Below are 18808 nucleotides of genomic sequence, written 5' to 3'. Positions count from 1 at the left end.
GCTCCCGCGCATGTCATCGGGCGAGACCGGGGTATACGAGGCGGCCGCCGGCGCCCGAGCGGCGAGCGGAGGGGAAGGCTCCTACTTTGGAGTGCGAGAAGCCTCCGCCATCTAGGGTTCGAGCCGGAGACCTTTGCACCGACGAACACGGAAAGGCCCGTACGGAATGAAGCAGCACACACGCACACTTCGGGATCTGGACGTTTCCTCCCTCGGTCTGGGCTGCATGGGGATGTCCGCCTTCTACGGCAGCGCCGACGAGGCCGAGGGCATCAGGACCATCCAGCGCGCCCTGGAGCTGGAGGTGAACTTCCTCGACACCGCCCAGATCTACGGACCGCTCACCAACGAGTCACTCGTCGGCCGCGCGGTGAAGGGGCACCGCGACGCGTACGTGATCGCCACCAAGTTCAATCTCCGCATGGACGACGCCGTTCCCGGCGACCCGAGCACGGTCGGGCGCCAGGACGGTTCGGCCGCGCACGTCCGCAGCTCGATCGAGGGCTCCCTGACTCGGCTCGGCACCGATTACGTGGACCTCTACTACCAGCACCGCGTCGACCCGAACGTCCCGATCGAGGAGACCGTCGGAGCGCTGGCCGAACTGGTCGCGGAGGGGAAGGTGCGCCACATCGGGCTGAGTGAGGCGAGCGCGGAGACGATCCGCCGCGCCCACGCCGTGCATCCCGTCACGGCGGTGCAGACCGAGTACTCCCTGTGGAGCCGCGACCCCGAGGCCGAGATCCTGCCCACGTGCCGTGAGCTGGGGATCGGGTTCGTGCCCTACTCCCCGCTGGGCCGCGGCTTCCTCGCCGGCCGGTTCTCCTCCCCCGAGGAACTCGACAAGGACGACTTCCGGCGCTCCGGTCCGCGTTTCACCGGCGACAACCTCACCGCGAACCTCAAGCTCGCCGCCAAGGTCAAGGAGATCGCCGCCGAGAAGGAGGTCACCCCGGCCCAGCTCGCCATCGCGTGGGTGCTGGCGCAGGGTGACGACCTCGTCCCGATCCCCGGCACCAAGCGCCGGACCTACCTCGAACAGAACGTCGGCGCGCTGGACGTCGAGCTCACCGCGGACGACCTCGCCCGCATCGACGCCGAAGTCCCCGAGGCGGCCGGGCAGCGTTACGACGAGCGGGGCATGTCCGCCGTGAACAAGTAGATCGGGGGCCGGGCGGATACGGCCCGGCGCGCCCTGGCCCGTACGGGACGGCGGGGCTCAGCTCGCCGATCGTTCCGCGAGCGGACGGCGGCGGCGCGCCGGGTCGGCGAGTGAGCGCGGCGTCCAGGCGGCGTCCGCGCGGTAGAGGTCCGTGCCCGGCGGCACGATCTCGTCGATACGGTCCAGTGTGGCGTCGTCGAGTGTGAGGTGGGCGCCCTTCAGCAGCCCTTCGAGCTGCGCCTGGGTGCGCGGGCCGATGATCACCGAGGTGACGGCGGGGTGCGTCGCGGCGAAGGCGACGGCCAGCTCCGGCAGCGTACGGCCGAGGTCGGAGGCGAGCTCGGCGAGCTGTTCCACGGCCTCGTACTTGGCGGCGTTCTCGGGCAGTTCGGGGTCGAAGCGGAACGGTTGCAGGGCGGCACGGCCGTTGTCCATGTCGACACTCTGCGCCTTGCGGTACTTGCCGGTGAGGAACCCCGCCGCCAGAGGGCTCCAGGTCAGCACGCCCATCCCGTAGCGCTCGCAGACCGGCAGCAGGGAGCGCTCGATGCCGCGGGCCAGGATCGAGTACGGCGGCTGTTCGGTGCGGAAGCGCAGCAGACCGCGGTGTTCGGCGACGTGATGGGCTTCGACCAGATCCTCGGCGGGGAAGGTGGAACAGCCGAAGGCGCGGATCTTCCCCTGGTGGACCAGGTCGCTCAGCGCGGAGAGGGTCTCTTCGACGTCGGTGTTCTCGTCGGGGCGGTGGATCTGGTAGAGGTCGATCCAGTCGGTCTGCAACCGGCGCAGACTGTCCTCGACCTCCTTGACGATCCAGCGGCGGGAGTTGCCGCCGCGGTTGCGGCCCTCGCCCATCGGGAAGTGCACCTTCGTGGCGAGCACCACGTCGTCGCGACGGCCCCGCAGTGCCTTGCCGACGATCTCCTCGCTCTCGCCCGCGGAGTACATGTCGGCGGTGTCGACGAAGTTGATGCCGGCGTCCAGGGCGGCGTGGATGACCCGGGTGCTGTCGTCGTGATCCGGGTTGCCGATGGCGCCGAACATCATCGTGCCGAGGCAGTGGACGCTGACTTCGATGCCGGTTCTGCCGAGCGTGCGGTAACGCAAAGGAGAGCTCCTGCGGTAGTGGCGCCGGGTGTCTGTCCGGCGGAGCCTACGAGTTGGAGATGACTCGAAGTCAAGGTCGCCGCCGCAGACCGCAGATCGGTACGTCGGTACGTCGGCGCCGCCGCCTCACGGGTAGCGTCCCGCCCATGGACTCTCGAACCACTGTGGAGCGCGCTCGGCGCCTCCGGCAACTGCACGCCGATCACCGGCCCTTGGTGCTGCCGACCGTCTGGGACGTCTGGTCCGCGCGGACGGCGGCCGCCGCCGGGTTTCCCGCGCTGACCATCGGCAGCCATCCCCTCGCCGATTCCCGCGGCGCCGACGACCACGAGGGACAGACCTTCGAGGAGGTGCTCGCCGCCGCCCGCTCGATCGTCGCGGCGGTCGACATCCCCGTCTCCGTGGACCTGGAGTCCGGGTACGGGCAGGAGCCCGGCGCCCTCATCGAGGGACTCGTCGCGGTCGGCGGTGTCGGCCTGAACGTCGAGGACACCGTCCACTCCGACGGCGGGCGGGTCCGTGACACGGCGGAGCACGCGGGCTACATCGCGGGCCTGCGCGCGGCGGCCGACGACCTGGGCATCCCGGTCTGGGTCAACGGGCGCACCGACCTCTTCCTTCACGCGGACAAGGCCGCGGATGTGCTCGACGAGGCGATCGAGCGCCTGCGGGCGATGGAAGAGGCCGGTGCCGACAGCGTCTACCCGGTACGGATCCAGGACGACGACGAGCTGCTCACCGCGGTGATCGGCGCCGTCGGTGTTCCGGTGAACTCCACGGCCCACCCCGTCAGGCACGATCTGGACCGCTTCCGCCGCCTCGGCGTCGGCCGGATCACCTACGGCCCGCTGCTGCAGAGCGCGATGACCGACGCGATGAAGGACATGCTCGGCCCGTGGGCGCCCTAGCCCGATCCTCCCGGCTCAGGTGTCGGCGCGGACGGCCCCCAGCCGGTGGTCGTCGCGCCGCGCCGCCGCCATGCCCAGCGCGCCCACGAGGAGCAGCAGGGCGACGGTGCCGAGGGTGAAGGCCTCGAAGGACAGGCGGGAGACGCCCCAGGCGTCCCCGAAGTCGTAGTCGATGCCGAAGAGTCCTTCGAGTACGCCGGGGAAGAGCGCCGCCCAGGAGCCGAGCAGGATCCAGGCGTACACCAGGGCGGCGCAGGCGAGGAAGCCGCGGTTGCCGAAGGGGACGCGGTACGGGCGGGGGACGTCGGGGCGGCGCAGCCGGAGGACGACGAGTGCGGGCACGATCACCAGGTAGGAGAGCAGCAGCGTGGTGACGGCGACCGTGAGCACCACGGCGAAGACGGCACCGGCGTCGCCGTCGGCGAGTTGCATGGCGGTGAGCATGAAGACCGTGGCGACCGCGCCGGAGAGCAGGTTGGTGCGCACGGGCGTGCCGAGACGGGGGTGGAAGGCGCCGAGCGAGCGGGCGAAGAAGCCTCCGTCGGCGGCGGCCATGGCCTGCATCCGGTCGCTGACGATCATCCAGGCGCTGCCCTGGGTGAGGAGGGCGAAGACGAACATGACCGCGGTGACGGTGAGCAGCGGTCCCGCGGCCGGGCCGTAGACGCCGTAGACGTGGCGGGCTCCTTCCATGAAGCCGCCGATGCCGGTGACCTGCTGGGCGGGGACGACGGCGAGGAGGGCGAGCACGGGCAGGAGGTAGCAGCAGGCAGCGACGGTGGCCGACCGGCCGAGGGCCGCGGGGACGTCGCGCTGCGGGTTGTGCATCTCCTCGCCGGCGGCGTTGGGTGCCTCGAAGCCGACGTAGGCGAAGAGGAGGATGGGGACGAGGGCCAGGAAGCCGGCCCCGGTCGGGGTGAAGCGGGATTCGGTCAGGCCCTGGAAGCCGTGCTCGATGCCGTAGAGCGTGGCCGTGAGGGTGAACAGGGTCAGTGCCAGCACCTTCACGACCGCGCCCGCGGTCGTGATCCACTTGCCGCGGCTCAGGGACACCACGGCGGTGAGGATGGCGGCCCAGACGAACAGCAGCTTGAAGGCGTAGTCGCCGAAGGTGCCCGAGCCGAGGTGGAAGACGAAGCCGTCCCAGGTCTCGGCGGCGAGGAAGACCAGGGAGCCGCCGAGCCAGATGGGGTTGGTCACCCAGTAGAAGAGGGTGATCAGCGCGGCGGCGGGCCGGCCGAGGGCGAGCTTGACCCATACGTACGGGCCGCCCTCCTGCGGGAACGCGGCTCCGGTCTCGGCGAACAGCAGGGCGTAGGGGACGAGGAAGAAGAGGGCGAGGGCCGCTGTCCAGGTGGCCGCCTCTCCTCCGCCGGTGGCGATCTGGCCGACGGTGTCGAAGGAGATGACCGCGGCGATGGCCATGGCGGTGATGTCGAAGCGCCGGAGGCTTCGGTGCAGGGAGGTCGGCGCTTCGGGAGCACGCGATGCGGTGGACGTGAGTTCGGGGGACACGGGCAGTTCCTTAGACGGGGAGAGGGGACTGCGGAGGGGCGCGTGCGGGCGCGGCTACGGCGTGGGGTTCCGTGTCGGGGTGTTGCGGCTGCCTGGGGAGGCCCGGCGGTCACCGGGCCTCCCCGGGCATGTCAGGCCGCGCGGATCTCGCCCGTGGGCGCGGTGCGTTCCAGCACTCCGCGCAAGGCGGCGGCCACGTCCTTGGCCTCGGCCTCGGTCATGATCAGCGGCGGGGACAGGACGAGGCTGTGGGCGGAGTCGCGGACGATGACGCCGGTCTCGCGGCGGATGACGTCGTGCGGCATCCGGTCGGGGTTCAGCGGCAGCGGCGTGCGGGTGGCGCGGTCCGCGACGAGTTCGACGGCGAGCATCATGCCGACCGAGCGGACCTCGCCGACGACGGGCAAGTCGCCCAGCTGGGAGTGGAGTTCGGCGTGGAGGGTGGCGCCGAGGCCGGTGGCGCGGGCGAGCAGGCCCTCCTTCTCGATGATGTCGAGGTTGGCCAGGGCGACCGCGGTGGCGACCGGGTGGCCGTTGTACGTGTAGCCCATCGGGAAGCCGTGGTCGCGCAGCAGGACCTCGGCGACGTGGTCCCCGACGAGCAGGGCGCCGAGCGGCACGTAGCCGGAGGTGATGCCCTTGGCGGTGACGATGATGTCGGGGGTGACGTCGAAGTACTGGGCGGCGAACCACTCCCCCACGCGGCCGTACGCGGTGACGACCTCGTCGAAGATCAGCAGGATGCCGTGCCGGTCGAGGACCTCGCGGACCCGGGGCCAGTAGTCGGCGGGCGGGACGAGCATGCCGCCGACGCCCATGATGGGCTCGCCGATCATCGCCGCGATGTTCTGCGGGCCGATCTCCGCGATGCGCTCCTCCAGCTCCCGGACGAGGAAGTCGGTGGGGTCCTGACCGCCGTAGAGGTCGGTGCGGTAGGGCCACGGCGGGGTGAGGTGCGAGACGTGCGGCATCATCGGGGCGAAGCCCTCGTGGTAGAGCGGGAAGCCGGTGGCCGAGCCGCCGCCGTAGCCGATGCCGTGGTAGGCCTTGTCGCGCGCCAGGATCCAGGTGCGGTCCGTGTCGCCGCGGCGGTGGTGGTAGTAGCGGGCCATCTTGATGGCCGCCTCGTTGCCCTCCGAGCCGCCGGAGGTGAAGTACACGTGGTTCAGCGGGTCCGGGGCGATCGAGGCGAGGCGGGCGGCCAGGGCGATGGCCCGGTCGTTGGAGAACTCCCAGAAACTGGTGAAGTACTCGAGCTTCTTCATCTGCTCGTGGGCGACGTCGGCCAACTCGGTCCGCCCGTGGCCCACTTGGGCGAGCCACAGGCCGCCGGTGGCGTCGAGGTAGCTCCGGCCCTCGGAGTCGGTGAGGCGGCAGCCCGCCCCGTCGGTCATCACGACGCGCTCGGTGGCGCTGCCGGGCAGGTAGGGGTGGATGATGTGCGCCCGGTCGAGGCGGGCGAGGTCCGCGGTGTCGAGGGTCATGGGGACGGCTCCTGGGTGGTGGGTGGCGAGGGTGTGACGGGCGGGTGGGGCCGGGTCAGCCGTAGGCGATCCAGGTGGTCTTCAGGCCCGTGTACTTGTCGAAGGAGTGCAGGGAGAGGTCGCGGCCGTGGCCGGACTGCTTGAAGCCGCCGAAGGGGGTAAACGGGCTGAGCGCGTCGACGGTGTTGACGGAGACCGTGCCGGCGCGCAGGGCGCCGGCGACGCGGTGGGCGCGGCCGAGGTCGCGCGTCCACACGGACGCGGCCAGCCCGTAGGCGGAGTCGTTCGCGAGGCGGACCGCTTCCGCCTCGTCGCGGAAGGGCAGCACCGTCAGGACGGGGCCGAACAGTTCGTCGCGGACGAGCGGGGCGTCGGGGCCGAGGCCGGTGACGACCGTGGGGTCCAGGTAGGCGCCGTCGAGGTCGGGGCGGGTGCCGCCGCACACGAGGGTGCCGCCCGAGGACCGCACCGCGTCCAGCACACGTGTCACCTGGTGCTCGTCGACGAGCGGGCCGAGCCGGGTGGCGGGGTCCAGCGGGTCGCCCGGTGTCCAGCTACGGGCGTGCTCGGCGACCCGGGCCGTGAACTCCTCGGCGACGGACGCCTCGACGAGGAGACGGGTGTTGGCGGAGCACACCTGCCCGGCGTTGTAGGCGAAGCCCCAGGCGGCGCGCTCCGCGGCGGCCTCCAGGTCCGCGTCGGCGAAGACCAGGTTCGGGCTCTTTCCGCCGGCCTCGGGCCACACCTGCTTCATGTTCGACTCGGCCGCGTAGGCGAGGAACCGCTTGGCGACATCGGTCGACCCGGTGAACACCAGTGTGTCGACGTCCGGGTGGAGGCCGAGGGCGCGGCCGGTGATCTCGCCGGGGCCGGGGACGACGTTCAGCACGCCGTCGGGAAGGCCTGCCTGCGCGGCGAGTTCGGCCAGCAGCAGCGCCGAGAGCGGTGACTGCTCGGCGGGCTTGAGGACGACGCTGTTGCCCGCCGCCAGAGCGGGCGCCAGCTTCCAACTCGCTATGTCGAGAGGGAAGTTCCACGGAACCACCGCGCCGACGACACCCAGCGGGGCGCGGCGGATCAGGGCGAGCTCGCCGGGCGGCGCCGGTGCCACCTCGTCGTAGAGCTTGTCGAGGGCTTCGGCGTACCAGGCGAAGCATCCGGCGGCGCCGGGCACGTCGGTGCCGTACGACTCCGCGATCGGCTTGCCCATGTCGAGGGTGTCGCAGAGAGCGAGCTCCTCGGCGTGCGCCTCGATGAGGCCGGCCAGCTTCAGCAGGACGCGCTTGCGCTCGGCGGGGGCCGTGCGCGACCAGCGGCCGTCCTCGAAGGAGGTGCGGGCCGCGCGCACGGCGCGGTCGACGTCGGCGACCGTGCCGACCGCGACCTCGGCGGTGGTCTTGCCGGTCGCGGGATTCACGGTGGCCAGCCACCGGCCTTCGGAGGGGTCGGCCCACGCACCGTCGATGAACAGCCGGGTGCGGGGCTCGAGTTCGGTGGCGCGCTGCCGCCAGTGCGAGTACGTCGTCATGCGGTGGCCTTCGCAATGCGTAGGGGATCCGGGCGAACCGGCGCCCGGCCGGATCTCGTGGGGCCAGGGCCGAGTAGGAGGAGTTCCGGCGTCCGCCGGGGTGGGCGGCGTGACGGCGAGTCGGCTCCGCCCCAGCGGGCCGGGCGACTTCTTTGAGTCGAGATTCAAACAATCCGTTCAGCCGCCGTCAATGCCAATGACCCGAACTTCTTGCAGAAGTTGGTCCGGGTAACAGAGAATTAACCGCCATGGGCAAAGTCGGCAGACCACGCAACCAGACGGCACGCAGAGAGGCCCTCGTCTCCGCCGCCGGGCAGGCCATCGCACGGCGCGGCCTCGAAGGGCTGCGCATCAAGGACATCGCGGACGCCGCAGGGGTGTCCCAGGGCTCGGTGCTGTACTACTACCCGGAGCTCGACGACCTCGTTCTCGAAGTGCACCGGGGCGCGGTGGAGAGCTTTCTGTCCTCCCGGCAGCGGGCGTACGACGAAGCGGCGGCGGAGGACTCCGTGGCGCGGATGCGGGCGCTCATCGCGAGCGGGCTGCCCAGCACCACGGAGGACGCCGTGCACGGGCTGCTCTACGAGCTGCACCGGCGTGCCGGCCGCAGCCCCGGCCATGCCGAGCTGATGACCTCGCTCTTCGCCCGGGAGGTGGCGCTCTACACCACCGCTCTGGAGGTCGGTGCCGCGACCGGCGCGTTCTCCCTCGCCGCGTCCGCGCACGATCTGGCGCACGGCCTCGTGGCTATGGAGGACGGCTACGGCCTGCACATCGTCAGCCACAACGCTGCGCTGCGCGGCGACAGGGCCCGCGAGCTGGTCCTCGCCCACGCGCGGGCCGTGACGGGCTGCGCCGCGCTGTAGAAGCTCAGGCGGCGGGCCGCGGCGCGATGTCGCGCAGTACGTCCATCACCGCGCGGGCGCGCGGGGTCTGGGCCACACCGCCGACCGCGGCGATCTTCACTTCGAGCGGCGGGCCGCCGTCGCGGAGGGCGAGTTCGGCGACCTCGCCGCCGCCGTAGGTCTGGCTGGTCGACGGCCGCTGGTTGAGCACGGAGTAGCCGAGGCCCCGGGCGACCAGGGAGCGCACGGTCTCATAGCTTTGGGTGCGGTAGCGGACGTCGGGTGCGGTGCCGGTGGCGGCGACCAGGGAGTGGAAGTAGTCGCGGCTGTGCGGCAGGTCCAGCAGGACGAGCGGTTCGGCGGACAGTTCGGCCAGCTCCACGCTGCCCTGCCCGGCTAGCGGGTGCCCGGCGGGGACGATGACGTAGGCGGGGGCCTCGGCGATCGTCTCGGTGCGCAGGTCGGGCTCCGACGACAGGCCGAGGCCGTAGGTGAGGGCGAAGTCGATGCGGCCCGCCGCCAGCGCCTGGACGAGCTGGTCCGTCTCCGCCTCCACCACGTCGATCTGGATGCCCGGGTGGCGCCGGGTGCACTCGCTGAAGAGCAGGGGCAGGTAGTAGGGGGCCAGGGTCACGAAGCAGCCGACGGTGACGGGGCCGGTGAGCGTCTCGCCATCTCCCCGGGCCTCGCGCTCGACCTCGCGGGCCCGGGCCAGCAGCTCCCTGGCCTGCTGCTGGAGCCGCTCCCCCGCGGGCGTCAGGGTCAGCCCGCGGCCCCGGCGCCGGATGAACAGCTGCACCTGGAGCTCCCGCTCCAGGTTGTAGACCGCGGCGGACACGGCGGACTGCGCGATGTGCAGCTCCGCCGACGCCTCCGTCATCGACCCGCGCTCGGCGGCGACCAGGAAGTAGCGCAGCTGAACGAGGGTGAAACCCAGCGGTGACGTCATGCGAGACCCTTGTGCGCGGTGGACCGTGTCCGCCCGACCCTATGCGCCGCCTACACGCGCTCGGCGACCGGCTCGGCGGCACCGGCCGGCTCCGCGACGTCCTCGGGGCGCAGCAGGGCGGACCCTGCGGTCTCCTTCAGGGACAGGGCGGCGACCAGGCCGCCGACGGCAAAGACCATCAGGTATGGGCCGGGCACGAGGGTGCTGCCCGTCGCGGAGATGAGCACGGTCATCAGGTAGGGCACGGTGCCGGCGAACAGCGCGGCGGTGACGTTGTAGGCGACGGAGAGCCCGCTCTGCCGGGTGCGGGTGGGGAAGACCTCCGCCGACCACACCGCGTACGTGCCGAGGATGGCCGCGAGGATCGCGCCGAGCAGCAGACCGGCGATCCACGTTCCGACGAGCCCGGTGCGCATCAGCAGGAACGCCGGGGTGGACAGGACCAGCAGGGCCACCGTCGCCCCGACGAACACCGGTTTGCGCCCCACCCGGTCGGAGAGGCCGCCGAACAGCGGCACCAGCACCAGTCCGAGCAGGGAGATGACGGTGGACAGCAGGGCCGCGTTGTCGGCCGAGTGTCCCAGGTGGTCGGTCTCGTAGGTGACGAGGTAGGTGAGGACGGCGTAGAAGGGGACGTGCATGGCCGTCATCAGGCCCGCCGCCTGGAGCAGTTCGCGCTTGTGGGAGCGGAACAGCTCCCGGGCAGGACTGCTCGGAACGGCGTCGTTCGCCTCCAGGGCCCGGTACTCGGGGGTGTCCTCGATCTTGTTGCGGATGATGAAGCCGATGATGCCGAGCGGCGCGGCGACGAGGAAAGGGATGCGCCAGCCCCAGGCGGTGAGCTGGGCGTCGTCGAGGCCGGAGGACAGCAGCAGGAAGACGAACGAGCCGGCGAGGAAGCCGAGCAGGGAGCCGACCTCCAGCCAGCTCACGCCGAACCCGCGGCGGCGGCGCGGCGCGCTCTCGGCGAGGAAGCTGGCCGCGCTGCCGAACTCGCCGCCCGCGGCGAAGCCCTGGATCAGCCGCAGGGCCACCAGGAGGATCGGGGCGGCGATGCCGATCGAGTCGTACCCGGGGAGCAGGCCGATGGTCAGCGTCGCGCCGGACATCATGAAGATGACCAGGGAGAGGGTGCGCTTGCGGCCGATGCGGTCGCCGAGCGGCCCGAACACCAGGGCTCCGATCGGCCGGATGCCGAACGAGACGGCGAACACGCCGAACACGGCGAGCAGTCCGGTGGTCCTGTCGTCGGACGGGAAGAAGACGGTCGCGACGGTTCCGGCGAGATAGGCGTACGCGGCCCAGTCGAACCAGTGCACGAACACGCCGACGGCTCCGGCGGCGACGCTCCTGCGCAGGGTGACCACGTCGGTGGCCGGCTCGGCCGCGGTTTCCGTCGGGGCACTGCTGTGGCGGGTGGGCATACGCGCCTCCTTGGGGGATGGGGTGAGGTACCGGGGCGGTGCGGGTGCCGTCGGTCCTCAGAGCGCGGGTGCGCCGCGGTCGATGCCGGTCCAGGCCAGTGCCACGGCGGCGTCGAGCAGGGCGCGTTCCGCCGTGCCGCCGACGCAGTGCGCGGCGAACTCGTGCTGGTGGTTGGTGGCGGGCAGGGAGCCGATGCCGATGTACGGGTGGATGGCGGGCACCCGTTGGGAGACGTTGCCCATGTCGGTGGAGGCGCGGTTCATCCGTGCGGCCTGGCCGGGTGGCGCGAACTCCCGTCCCAGGGCGAGGGCGTTGGCGCGGTAGTGGCCGAGCGCCGTCCCGTCGGTGCGGAACTCCGCGTACGGCTTGCTCTCCGGTTCAATCTCCAGGTCGCAGCCGGTGGCCAGCGCGCCCGCCTCGAAGGCGCGCATGACGCGCGGTTCGAGTGCGGCGAGTTCCGCGAGGGTCTCGGCGCGGACGTACCAGCGTCCGCTCGACCGCTCCGGGATGGCGTTGGGCGCGTCCCCGGCGTGCGTCACCACCCCGTGCACGCGTGCCGATGACGGCAGTTGCTGACGCAGCAGGCCGATGGCCACCTGGGCGACGGTGAAGGCGTCGGCCGCGTTGATCCCGGCCTCCGGGTAGGCGGCGGCGTGCGCGGACTTCCCGGTGTACGAGATCTTGGAGTGGCTGACGGCGAAGGGGCGGGCCTCGGCGACGTCGACCGGTGCCGGGTGCGCCATCATCGCGAGGTCCACGCCGGTGAAGGCGCCGCGGTCGAGCATCTCGATCTTGCCGCCGCCGCCCTCCTCGGCGGGGGTTCCGTAGACCTCGACGGTGAGCCCGGCGTCGTCGGCGACGGCGGCCAGGCCGAGGGCGGCGCCGACGGAGCTCGCCGCGATGAGGTTGTGCCCGCACGCGTGCCCGAGGCCGGGCAGCGCGTCGTACTCGGCGCACAGCGCGATGCGCACGGGGCCGCCGCCGAACGTGGCGTGGAAGGCGGTGTCCAGGCCCAAGTAGGCGGAGGTCACGTCGAATCCGGCGCGGTCGAGCAGCTCCGGGACGGTGGCCGCGGCCCGGTGCTCCTCCCAGGCGGTCTCCGGGTCCGCGTGCAGCCGCTCGGAGAGTCCGATCAGTTCCTCGGTGTGCCGGTCGACCTCGTGCCTGGCGGCTTCCTTGAGCGCGCTCTTCACAGGTCTCCCGGTACGCCGTAGGACGGTGACGTGGCGGGGTCGAGGCCGCGCCGGACGTAGTCGTCCCGCTGCGGCAGCCATACGTCGAGGAGTTCGCCGAGCCGGTCGACCGGGTCGTCGGCCCAGTCCACCCGCAGGTCGGTGACGCGCCAGCCCACGTCGGCGACGACGGCCATCCCGGCGGAGTGCACCGGCCCTTCCTCGCCGCCCGCCGCGATGGCGGCCTTCATGGCGGCGAGCAGCCGTTCCTCCAACTCCCCCGTGGCGGACGCGTACGCGTCGAGGAGGACGCCGGGGAGGTGTGTGCCGGACAGCATGTTCCCGGCCGCGACCGCTCCGTCGGCGGTCGCGGTGGCGTGGGTGCCGAGGGTGTGCGGGCCGCTGAAGGCGAACCCGGGGCCGGAGCGGCCGAGCACGGCCAACTGCCGGTAGGCGATGGTCTTTTCGTTGCGGGTGGCGCCGGTGACGTCGGCCAGGGCGCGCTCCGCGTCGCCGTGTTCGGCGAGCGCGTCGAGCAGGTCGGTGCCGAGCGTGGGGTCGGTGATGTTCTGCGAGGTCGCCGCGCCGACGCCGGGGCGCAGATGGGCGACGCGTGCGGCCACGGCCGGACTGGACGAGCTGACAGCGATGCCGAACCGTTCGCCGTCGCGGACCACCAGGGAGAACGTCATGCCCGGTCCTCCTTCGGGATCACGGCGACGGCGTCGATCTCGCACAGCCACTCCGGGCGGGCGAGGGCCGACACGACCAGGCCGGTGGAGATGGGGTGGACGCCCTTGGTCCAGCGGCCCACGGTGCGGTACACGGCCTCGCGGTAGCGCGGGTCGATCAGATAGATCGTCAGCTTGACCAGGTGCTCGATGCGGCTGCCGGACTCTTCGAGGAGCATCTTGATGTTCGCCATGGCCTGTTCGGCCTGTGCCTCGGCGTCACCGATGCCGACGGACTCGCTGGTGTCGAGGTTCTGGCCGATCTGGCCCCGGACGTACACGGTGTCGCCCGCGACGACGGCCTGGCAGAGGTCGTTGTCGAGGCTCTGCTCGGGATAGGTGTCGCGGGTGTTGAACGGGCGGACGCGGGTGTGTCCACCGGCGACGATCGGGGGCTTGGGGGACGTCATGCGCTGCTCCTCAGCTGTTCGGGGTTGCCGCCGCGGCGACGGGCCGGTCGGCGGTGTCGTACGCGAGGTATCCGCGCCGGATCGCGATGTGGTCGGCGACGTACCGGGCGTCGTGCCAGACGCCCCAGATGAAGCTCGATCCGCGACGGGACAGCCAGGGCAGGCCCAGGAAGTAGACGCCGGGCTCGGCGGACACCCCGCGGCTCTGGTCCGGGCGGCCGTTCTCGTCGAACGCGTCGACGTCGAGCCAGCCGTAGTCGGCGGCGAAGCCCGTCGCCCAGACGATCGAGGTGACACCGGCGTCGGCCAGGTCGAGCGCGAGACGCGGGTCGGTCACGCACTCCGGGTCGGGCCCGAGGACATGCGCCTGCGGCTCCTCGGGCAGGTCGAGTCCGTTGCGTTCGACGTAGGCGTCGGCAGCGCGCAGCAGGCCGAGGTACTTCTCGTCGCCGAGCGCGATGTTCGTGGCGAGGTCCGGTGCGAAGCGCAGCACTCCGTCGTCGTACGACGCGGTCATGCCGACGAGTTCGACGCCGGTGGCGGCCAGGGCCCGGAAGTCCACGGTGTGGCCGCCGCGGGCGCCGCTGACCGCGATGGTGACGTGTGCGGCGCCCTGCGGCGGCGTCTGCGCGTCCCAGAGTCCGAGCACGCCGAGCCACCAGCAGAAGTCCCGTCCGCGGTACTGGCGCGGCGGGCGGTCGTGCGGCCCGACCGAGAGCAGGACGCGGCGCCCGGACCGGCGCAGCTCGTCGGCGATCTGGACGCCCGAGGAGCCCGCGCCGACCACCATCACCGCGCCTTCGGGCAGCTGTTGGGGGTTGCGGTAGCCGCTGGAGTGGATCTGTACGGGGACCGCGCCGTCCGGGACGACGGGCGGGATCACCGGGCGCTGGAACGGTCCGGTCGCGGCGACGACGAAGCGAGCGTCGACGGCGCCCTGGGACGTCTCGACCCGGAAGCCGGAGCGGCCGGTGTGCCGGCGCACCGAGGTCACCTCGACGCCGCAGCGGACCGGGGCGTCGATCTTCTCGGCGTACGCGGCGAAGTAGTCGGCGACCTGCTCCTTCGACGCGAAGCCGTCGGGGGCGACGTCGGGGAACTCCATTCCCGGGAACCGGTCGTGCCAGGCGGGTCCGTTCGCGACCAGCGAGTCCCACCGCTCCGAGCGCCACCGTTCGGCGATGCGGTTCCGCTCCAGGACGATGTGCGGTATGCCGAGCGCTCCGAGGTGCTCGCTCATCGCGATGCCGGCCTGGCCTGCTCCGACGACGACCACTTCGGTCTCTTCACTGGGCATGTGAGCCTCCCTTCAGGCGGTGGGGGCAGCCCGTGTGGCGTCGACGGTGCTACCGCTGACGTCATCCTGAAGGGAACGCGAAATTCTGTCGAACAGATGTTTCCGTTAAGGGCAATCGCTTTTTCAGATGTGCGGAGGTCTTGGGTCTCTACGCGCATCAGCGTCTGCCGGCCGTGTCACGGGAGACGGCCCCCGACCTGCTGGAGCCGCGGCGCCGCCCGCGGCGGCTCCAGCCGCCGGTCCTCCGTCAGACGGTCGGGTACTCCCGCTCTCGGCCGTCCGACGGAGGCCACCTGCCTCCGTCACACTCCCGCGTACGGGACGGATGGGCAGCACAACCAGCGCAACGAAAGACGCCCAGCTCAACCCCGTGCTCATCCAGAAGACGAAGGGGGAATGCGCTTCAGGTCCGTGCCGTGGCGGCGCCCGAAGGCTCGTTCAGCTCTTCGGCATGAGCACCGTGTCGATGATGTAGACGTTGGCGTTGGCGGTCTTCACGTTGCCGCAGACCACGTTGGCGGTGTCGTTCACCTTGTAGGACTCACCCGATCCCGCGGTGGTGAGCTTCGACTTCTCCAGGGTCTCGAAGGAGCCCTTCTCCAGGTCCTTGGGCGCCAGCTTCTGGCCCACGACGTGGTAGGTCAGGATCTTGGTGAGCTGGGCCTTGTCGTTGAGGACCTTGTCCAGGTCGGCCTTCGGAATCTTGGAGAAGGCGTCGTTGGTCGGCGCGAAGACCGTGATGTTCTTCGCGTTGTTCAGCGTGTCCACCAGGCCGGCCTTCTTGACGGCGGTCACCAGGGTGGACAGGGCCGGGTTGTTGGAGGCGGCGGTGGCGACGGGGTCCTTGGCCATGCCGTCGAAGGAACCGGCACCGTCCTTGGGCACGGAGGAACAGGCGGAGCCGAAGGGCTCGTCCGTGCTGTTCATGTCGTCGGACGGGCTGGCCATGTCCGACCCCTTCGACGCGGCCGACGAGGCACTGCCCGAGGCCTTGTCCTTGGAGTCGCTGTCGGAACAGGCCGTCAGGGCCAGCGGCAGCATGGCGGCGGTGGCGACGACGACGGCGATACGACGGACTCGAGTCTGCATGACAATCCCTCAGTGATCAGGTCTGTGAAGGCCATCCGCCTCCATCACCGGGAATCCGGTGCGCCCGGCGCCGCGGATTGGTCCTTCCTCGAACGAGTGATCCGCGTACGACCGCGGCGTGCGACGGGCCACCCGACGCACCGGTCCCGCGGTCACCGCGGGTGCCGGGACCGCCAGTAGGGGTTGTCGTGCGGCAGCCCTCCGCTGACCCGCCCGTACATGCCTCCGGTCATCAGCAGCAACCCGACGGCGAAGCTGAAGAGAACGTTCTGCATGCGGAAGTTGAGGACGTTGTAGCGGCTGTCCAGGGCGAACAGGCTCGCGAACCCGACCAGCAGGAAGGCGATTCCGAGGACCATGTTCACGGTGGAGGCGGTGTTGCCGCCGCGGACCGCCGCGGCCAGCAGCACACCGCCGACGACGAGAGACAGCACGCTCAGCGCGCCGTTCGTGTTCAGGCCCAGGGTGGTGTTGGCGCCGGTGTCGAAGAAGCCGATGCGGTCGATGAGCCCGAGGACGCCGAAGGCGAGCAGGAAGAGTCCTGCCAGGCCCGCGCTGAACCGGTAGACCCGGCCCAGGCGGTGGTCGACGGGCAGGTGATCGTCGAGCGTCACGGGGGAATGCGCGCGGGGCGCGTGCAGGACTGCCATGAGAAGGACCTCCTCGCCCCCCTGCTCTCTGCTCTCTGCTCTCTGCTCTCTGCTCTCTGCACCGCTAATCCGCTGCCGACGGCCGCGCCGGATTGCCCGAACCGGAAAAAATTCCCACACCAGGGCAATCCGCCCCGAAGGTGGTGACGAATTACTGGTGTGAGGGCGCGATGGACGCGCCGACCCCCGGTAGCCCGCGCCCTCACCGGCCCTGGGCCGCTCGGGGGCCCGGCGGGCCCGCTCGCCCGCCGTACTGGAGGGTTGATCATGACCGCTCACCGCACAAGCATCCGGATTCTGGTCGGTTCCGCGGCACTGGCACTGCCGCTCTCACTGGCGACGCTGGCCCCGGCGGCCTCGGCCGACGACATGAGCGGACCGTTCGGTCCGGCGTGTTCGTCGGTGCCGAAGGACGGCGCCGGTTCCTTCGACGGCATGGCCAAGGACCCCGTCGCCACCGCCGCCTCCCACAACCCCGACCTGTCCACCCTGGTGACCGCCGTCAAGAAGGCCGGCCTGGTGGACACGCTGAACAACGCGAAGAACGTCACCGTGTTCGCGCCGACCAACGAGGCGTTCGCGAAGATCCCGAAGGCCGACCTGGACAAGGTCCTCAACGACAAGGCCCAGCTCACCAAGATCCTGACCTACCACGTGGTGGGCGAGAAGGTCACCCAGGACAAGCTGGCCGACGGCAGCTTCAAGACGCTGGAGGGCAGCAAGCTGACCACGTCGGGCTCGGGCGAGAAGTACAAGGTCAACGACACCGCGAACATCGTCTGCGGCGACGTGCAGACCTCCAACGCCACCGTCCACATCATCGACACTGTCCTGATGCCCAAGAGCTGACCGGCCGCGCCGGAACGCGTCAGGGGTGTACCGCGCATGCGGTACACCCCTGACTGCTGCCGGTACGGACGGTTCAGGCCGGCAAGTTCATCAACGCCACCGGCTGCGTGGTGGGCTGCTTCGAGCCCCCGGCCGGTTCGAGGGTCACGCCCATGCCGGAGGCGTCGCCGACAGCCCCGGCCATCAGGACGCTCTGGTCGGCGCTGGAGGGGTTCATCAGACCGGCCGCGCGCATGTGATCACCGTCGGCGAACCACAGCTGGTACACCTTGCCCTTCGGCGGCTCGGCCATGCCGGACGCGATGAAGACGGCCTTGTCACTGGCGCGCGAGACGACGACCGAGCCGTGGGCCCCGCCCTTGACGGCCGCCGAGGTCACCTTGGCGTCCGGCGCGGCGAGCACCGCGGCGATCCGGTCGGCCTGGTCCTGTGCGGCCCGCGCTTCCTGGCGGGCCTCGTCGGCCCGCTGGTGCTGCCACAGCGTGGTGCCGCCGAGCGCGACCATGCCGGCGAGGCAGGCGGCGAGCGCCCAGCGCAGCGCGTGCTTGCGCGGGGCCTGCCGGTGTTCTCCGGTCACGGGCGTGGCCGGTGGTTCCTGTCGTACGTCCGTGATCCGCGCCATGACCTGGGCTTTCAGGTGCGGTGGCGGCGGCAGGGAGGCTGCCAGTCCCAGCCGTCCCGCGGTGGCGGACAGTTCGCGTACCTCCTGTTCGCAGGACGCGCACCGGGACAGGTGCTCTTCGAACGCCCGGCGTTCGTCGTCGTCCAGCGCGTCCAGCGCGTAGGCACCGGTGAGCGTGTGCAGGTCGGACGTGTCGGTCATGCGGTCACCCCCAAGCAGTCGCGAAGCCGGATGAGCCCGTCCCGCAGCCGCGTCTTGATCGTGCCCAACGGCGTGGACAGTGTGTCGGCGACCTCTTTGTAGGTGAGGCCCTGGTAGTACGCCAGCGTCACGGACTGGCGCTGCAGCTCGCTGAGCGACCGCAGGCAGCGCCGCAGTTGCTCCCGTTCGAAGCGGGCCTCCACCTGCTCGCTCACCTCGTCGAACTCCGGTGTCCGCGCGAGGAGCGCCGCCTTGTGGTCACGGGCGGCCGCGGACTCGACGGAACGGATCCGGTCGACGGTGCGCCGGTGGGCCAGGGTGAGGAGCCAGGTGATGACCGTGCCGCGCTCGGGGCGGTAGGCGGCCGCGGTGCGCCAGACCTCGACGAAGACCTCCTGGGCGACCTCCTCGGACTGCGCGTGATCGCGCAGGACCTTGTGCACGGTCCCGAACACGGGCCCGGCGACCGCGTCGTACAGCGCGGCGAACGCTTGATGGTCGCCCTGCCCGACCGCGACCACGAGTTTCGCGAGGTCGGGCTTGCGTGCTGGGCTCTCTCCGATGTGGAGGGCTTCCGTCATGTGCGGCCTTCCGGCTACCACGGGGCAGCGGCTCGATGGGGACGATGCCCCCAGTAAGGCACAGCCGCCGCCCCCGCGGACGCCGGAGGGCGTGTGCGTCCGCTTGTGCCCGGATTCAGTCGACGGTGACAACAACTGAATGCCAGCCGGAGGCGCCGTCGGGAATGGTGGCGGTACGCTTCTCCGTCTGCGTCTCACCCGTGCGGTCGGTGGCCCGGACGGTCAGGGTGTGGCCGCCCTTGGTGGCCTGCCACGCGTACGACCACTGCCGCCAGGTGTCCCG

At 71.2% G+C, this 18808-nt stretch carries 18 protein-coding genes and 1 pseudogene; 4 read left to right on the top strand and 15 right to left on the bottom strand.

Annotated features, from left to right (window positions below; translation table 11 throughout):
- Window positions 1–166: 166 nt before the first annotated feature.
- Window positions 167–1162, top strand: a complete 996-nt coding sequence (locus K377_RS32100) for an aldo/keto reductase (RefSeq protein WP_111667108.1) — start codon at window positions 167–169, stop codon at window positions 1160–1162.
- Between the two features lie 57 nt (window positions 1163–1219).
- On the opposite strand, the gene K377_RS32095 is transcribed toward K377_RS32100, so the two are convergent.
- Window positions 1220–2269, bottom strand: coding sequence for an aldo/keto reductase (locus K377_RS32095; RefSeq protein ID WP_111667107.1), 1050 nt, complete (start codon window positions 2267–2269; stop codon window positions 1220–1222).
- Between the two features lie 146 nt (window positions 2270–2415).
- Here K377_RS32095 and K377_RS32090 point away from each other — a divergent pair, with 146 nt between their 5' ends.
- Window positions 2416–3177, top strand: a complete 762-nt coding sequence (locus K377_RS32090) for an isocitrate lyase/phosphoenolpyruvate mutase family protein (RefSeq protein ID WP_111667106.1) — start codon at window positions 2416–2418, stop codon at window positions 3175–3177.
- 15 nt (window positions 3178–3192) lie between these two features.
- Here the strand turns inward: K377_RS32090 and K377_RS32085 are convergent, their stop codons facing one another.
- The 3 genes from K377_RS32085 to K377_RS32075 form a co-directional block, all read right to left on the bottom strand.
- On the bottom strand, window positions 3193–4692 hold the full coding sequence (locus K377_RS32085; RefSeq protein WP_258395201.1) for an APC family permease: 1500 nt from the start codon (window positions 4690–4692) through the stop codon (window positions 3193–3195).
- A gap of 131 nt (window positions 4693–4823) precedes the next feature.
- Complete coding sequence (locus K377_RS32080) at window positions 4824–6176, bottom strand: aspartate aminotransferase family protein (RefSeq protein WP_111667105.1); 1353 nt, start codon at window positions 6174–6176, stop codon at window positions 4824–4826.
- Between the two features lie 55 nt (window positions 6177–6231).
- Window positions 6232–7704, bottom strand: coding sequence for an aldehyde dehydrogenase (locus tag K377_RS32075; protein ID WP_111667104.1), 1473 nt, complete (start codon window positions 7702–7704; stop codon window positions 6232–6234).
- 248 nt (window positions 7705–7952) lie between these two features.
- Between K377_RS32075 and K377_RS32070 the strand changes: the two genes are divergently transcribed.
- Window positions 7953–8570 carry a TetR/AcrR family transcriptional regulator gene (locus tag K377_RS32070; protein ID WP_111667103.1) on the top strand — a complete coding sequence of 206 codons (618 nt, stop codon included), beginning with the start codon at window positions 7953–7955 and terminating at the stop codon, window positions 8568–8570.
- Between the two features lie 4 nt (window positions 8571–8574).
- Here the strand turns inward: K377_RS32070 and K377_RS32065 are convergent, their stop codons facing one another.
- The 8 genes from K377_RS32065 to K377_RS32030 all read right to left on the bottom strand — a co-directional run bounded on the left by K377_RS32065 (window position 8575) and on the right by K377_RS32030 (window position 16272).
- Window positions 8575–9498 (bottom strand): LysR family transcriptional regulator, encoded by a 924-nt coding sequence (locus K377_RS32065; RefSeq protein ID WP_111667102.1) that lies wholly within the window; start codon window positions 9496–9498, stop codon window positions 8575–8577.
- A 50-nt stretch (window positions 9499–9548) separates the two neighbouring features.
- Window positions 9549–10922 (bottom strand): MFS transporter, encoded by a 1374-nt coding sequence (locus K377_RS32060; protein WP_111667101.1) that lies wholly within the window; start codon window positions 10920–10922, stop codon window positions 9549–9551.
- 57 nt (window positions 10923–10979) lie between these two features.
- Window positions 10980–12116, bottom strand: a complete 1137-nt coding sequence (locus K377_RS32055; protein ID WP_111667100.1) for a M20 family metallopeptidase — start codon at window positions 12114–12116, stop codon at window positions 10980–10982.
- Complete coding sequence (locus K377_RS32050) at window positions 12113–12787, bottom strand: DUF1028 domain-containing protein (protein ID WP_111667099.1); 675 nt, start codon at window positions 12785–12787, stop codon at window positions 12113–12115. The genes K377_RS32055 and K377_RS32050 overlap by 4 nt, the downstream gene beginning before the upstream one ends.
- Window positions 12784–13236, bottom strand: coding sequence for a RidA family protein (locus tag K377_RS32045; protein ID WP_111667098.1), 453 nt, complete (start codon window positions 13234–13236; stop codon window positions 12784–12786). The genes K377_RS32050 and K377_RS32045 overlap by 4 nt, the downstream gene beginning before the upstream one ends.
- Before the next feature lie 10 nt (window positions 13237–13246).
- Window positions 13247–14533 carry an NAD(P)/FAD-dependent oxidoreductase gene (locus K377_RS32040; protein WP_111667097.1) on the bottom strand — a complete coding sequence of 429 codons (1287 nt, stop codon included), beginning with the start codon at window positions 14531–14533 and terminating at the stop codon, window positions 13247–13249.
- 438 nt (window positions 14534–14971) lie between these two features.
- Entirely contained in the window at window positions 14972–15622 is a 651-nt protein-coding gene (locus tag K377_RS32035; protein WP_111667096.1) for a fasciclin domain-containing protein, read from the bottom strand.
- A 152-nt stretch (window positions 15623–15774) separates the two neighbouring features.
- Window positions 15775–16272: a DUF4383 domain-containing protein gene (locus tag K377_RS32030; protein WP_111667095.1), complete on the bottom strand. Its 498-nt coding sequence runs from the start codon at window positions 16270–16272 to the stop codon at window positions 15775–15777.
- A 267-nt stretch (window positions 16273–16539) separates the two neighbouring features.
- On the opposite strand from K377_RS32030, the gene K377_RS32025 reads away from it, so the two are divergent.
- Window positions 16540–17121 (top strand): fasciclin domain-containing protein, encoded by a 582-nt coding sequence (locus tag K377_RS32025; RefSeq protein WP_111667094.1) that lies wholly within the window; start codon window positions 16540–16542, stop codon window positions 17119–17121.
- 73 nt (window positions 17122–17194) lie between these two features.
- On the opposite strand, the gene K377_RS32020 is transcribed toward K377_RS32025, so the two are convergent.
- The 3 genes and pseudogenes from K377_RS32020 to K377_RS42495 form a co-directional block, all read right to left on the bottom strand.
- Complete coding sequence (locus K377_RS32020) at window positions 17195–17944, bottom strand: anti-sigma factor domain-containing protein (RefSeq protein WP_111667093.1); 750 nt, start codon at window positions 17942–17944, stop codon at window positions 17195–17197.
- Window positions 17941–18525: a sigma-70 family RNA polymerase sigma factor gene (locus tag K377_RS32015; RefSeq protein ID WP_111667092.1), complete on the bottom strand. Its 585-nt coding sequence runs from the start codon at window positions 18523–18525 to the stop codon at window positions 17941–17943. Before K377_RS32015 ends, K377_RS32020 begins: the two co-directional genes overlap by 4 nt.
- A gap of 115 nt (window positions 18526–18640) precedes the next feature.
- A pseudogene (locus tag K377_RS42495) lies at window positions 18641–18808 on the bottom strand (molybdopterin-binding oxidoreductase); the annotation flags it as partial.

The organism is Streptomyces sp. PsTaAH-137 (assembly GCF_003259365.1).
Lineage (GTDB): Bacteria > Actinomycetota > Actinomycetes > Streptomycetales > Streptomycetaceae > Streptomyces.
Note: the sequence above shows the minus strand (reverse complement) of the source record. Positions and strands in the feature narration are given on the sequence as shown.

What these genes read in the sequence shown, in the direction of transcription:
- K377_RS32100 (WP_111667108.1), top strand. Translation starts at nt 167, where the DNA reads ATGAAGCAGCACACACGCACACTTCGGGATCTGGACGTTTCCTCCCTC.
- K377_RS32090 (WP_111667106.1), top strand. Translation starts at nt 2,416, where the DNA reads ATGGACTCTCGAACCACTGTGGAGCGCGCTCGGCGCCTCCGGCAACTG.
- K377_RS32080 (WP_111667105.1), bottom strand. Translation starts at nt 6,176, where the DNA reads ATGACCCTCGACACCGCGGACCTCGCCCGCCTCGACCGGGCGCACATC.
- K377_RS32075 (WP_111667104.1), bottom strand. Translation starts at nt 7,704, where the DNA reads ATGACGACGTACTCGCACTGGCGGCAGCGCGCCACCGAACTCGAGCCC.
- K377_RS32070 (WP_111667103.1), top strand. Translation starts at nt 7,953, where the DNA reads ATGGGCAAAGTCGGCAGACCACGCAACCAGACGGCACGCAGAGAGGCC.
- K377_RS32065 (WP_111667102.1), bottom strand. Translation starts at nt 9,498, where the DNA reads ATGACGTCACCGCTGGGTTTCACCCTCGTTCAGCTGCGCTACTTCCTG.
- K377_RS32060 (WP_111667101.1), bottom strand. Translation starts at nt 10,922, where the DNA reads ATGCCCACCCGCCACAGCAGTGCCCCGACGGAAACCGCGGCCGAGCCG.
- K377_RS32050 (WP_111667099.1), bottom strand. Translation starts at nt 12,787, where the DNA reads ATGACGTTCTCCCTGGTGGTCCGCGACGGCGAACGGTTCGGCATCGCT.
- K377_RS32045 (WP_111667098.1), bottom strand. Translation starts at nt 13,236, where the DNA reads ATGACGTCCCCCAAGCCCCCGATCGTCGCCGGTGGACACACCCGCGTC.
- K377_RS32040 (WP_111667097.1), bottom strand. Translation starts at nt 14,533, where the DNA reads ATGCCCAGTGAAGAGACCGAAGTGGTCGTCGTCGGAGCAGGCCAGGCC.
- K377_RS32035 (WP_111667096.1), bottom strand. Translation starts at nt 15,622, where the DNA reads ATGCAGACTCGAGTCCGTCGTATCGCCGTCGTCGTCGCCACCGCCGCC.
- K377_RS32030 (WP_111667095.1), bottom strand. Translation starts at nt 16,272, where the DNA reads ATGGCAGTCCTGCACGCGCCCCGCGCGCATTCCCCCGTGACGCTCGAC.
- K377_RS32025 (WP_111667094.1), top strand. Translation starts at nt 16,540, where the DNA reads ATGACCGCTCACCGCACAAGCATCCGGATTCTGGTCGGTTCCGCGGCA.
- K377_RS32020 (WP_111667093.1), bottom strand. Translation starts at nt 17,944, where the DNA reads ATGACCGACACGTCCGACCTGCACACGCTCACCGGTGCCTACGCGCTG.
- K377_RS32015 (WP_111667092.1), bottom strand. Translation starts at nt 18,525, where the DNA reads ATGACGGAAGCCCTCCACATCGGAGAGAGCCCAGCACGCAAGCCCGAC.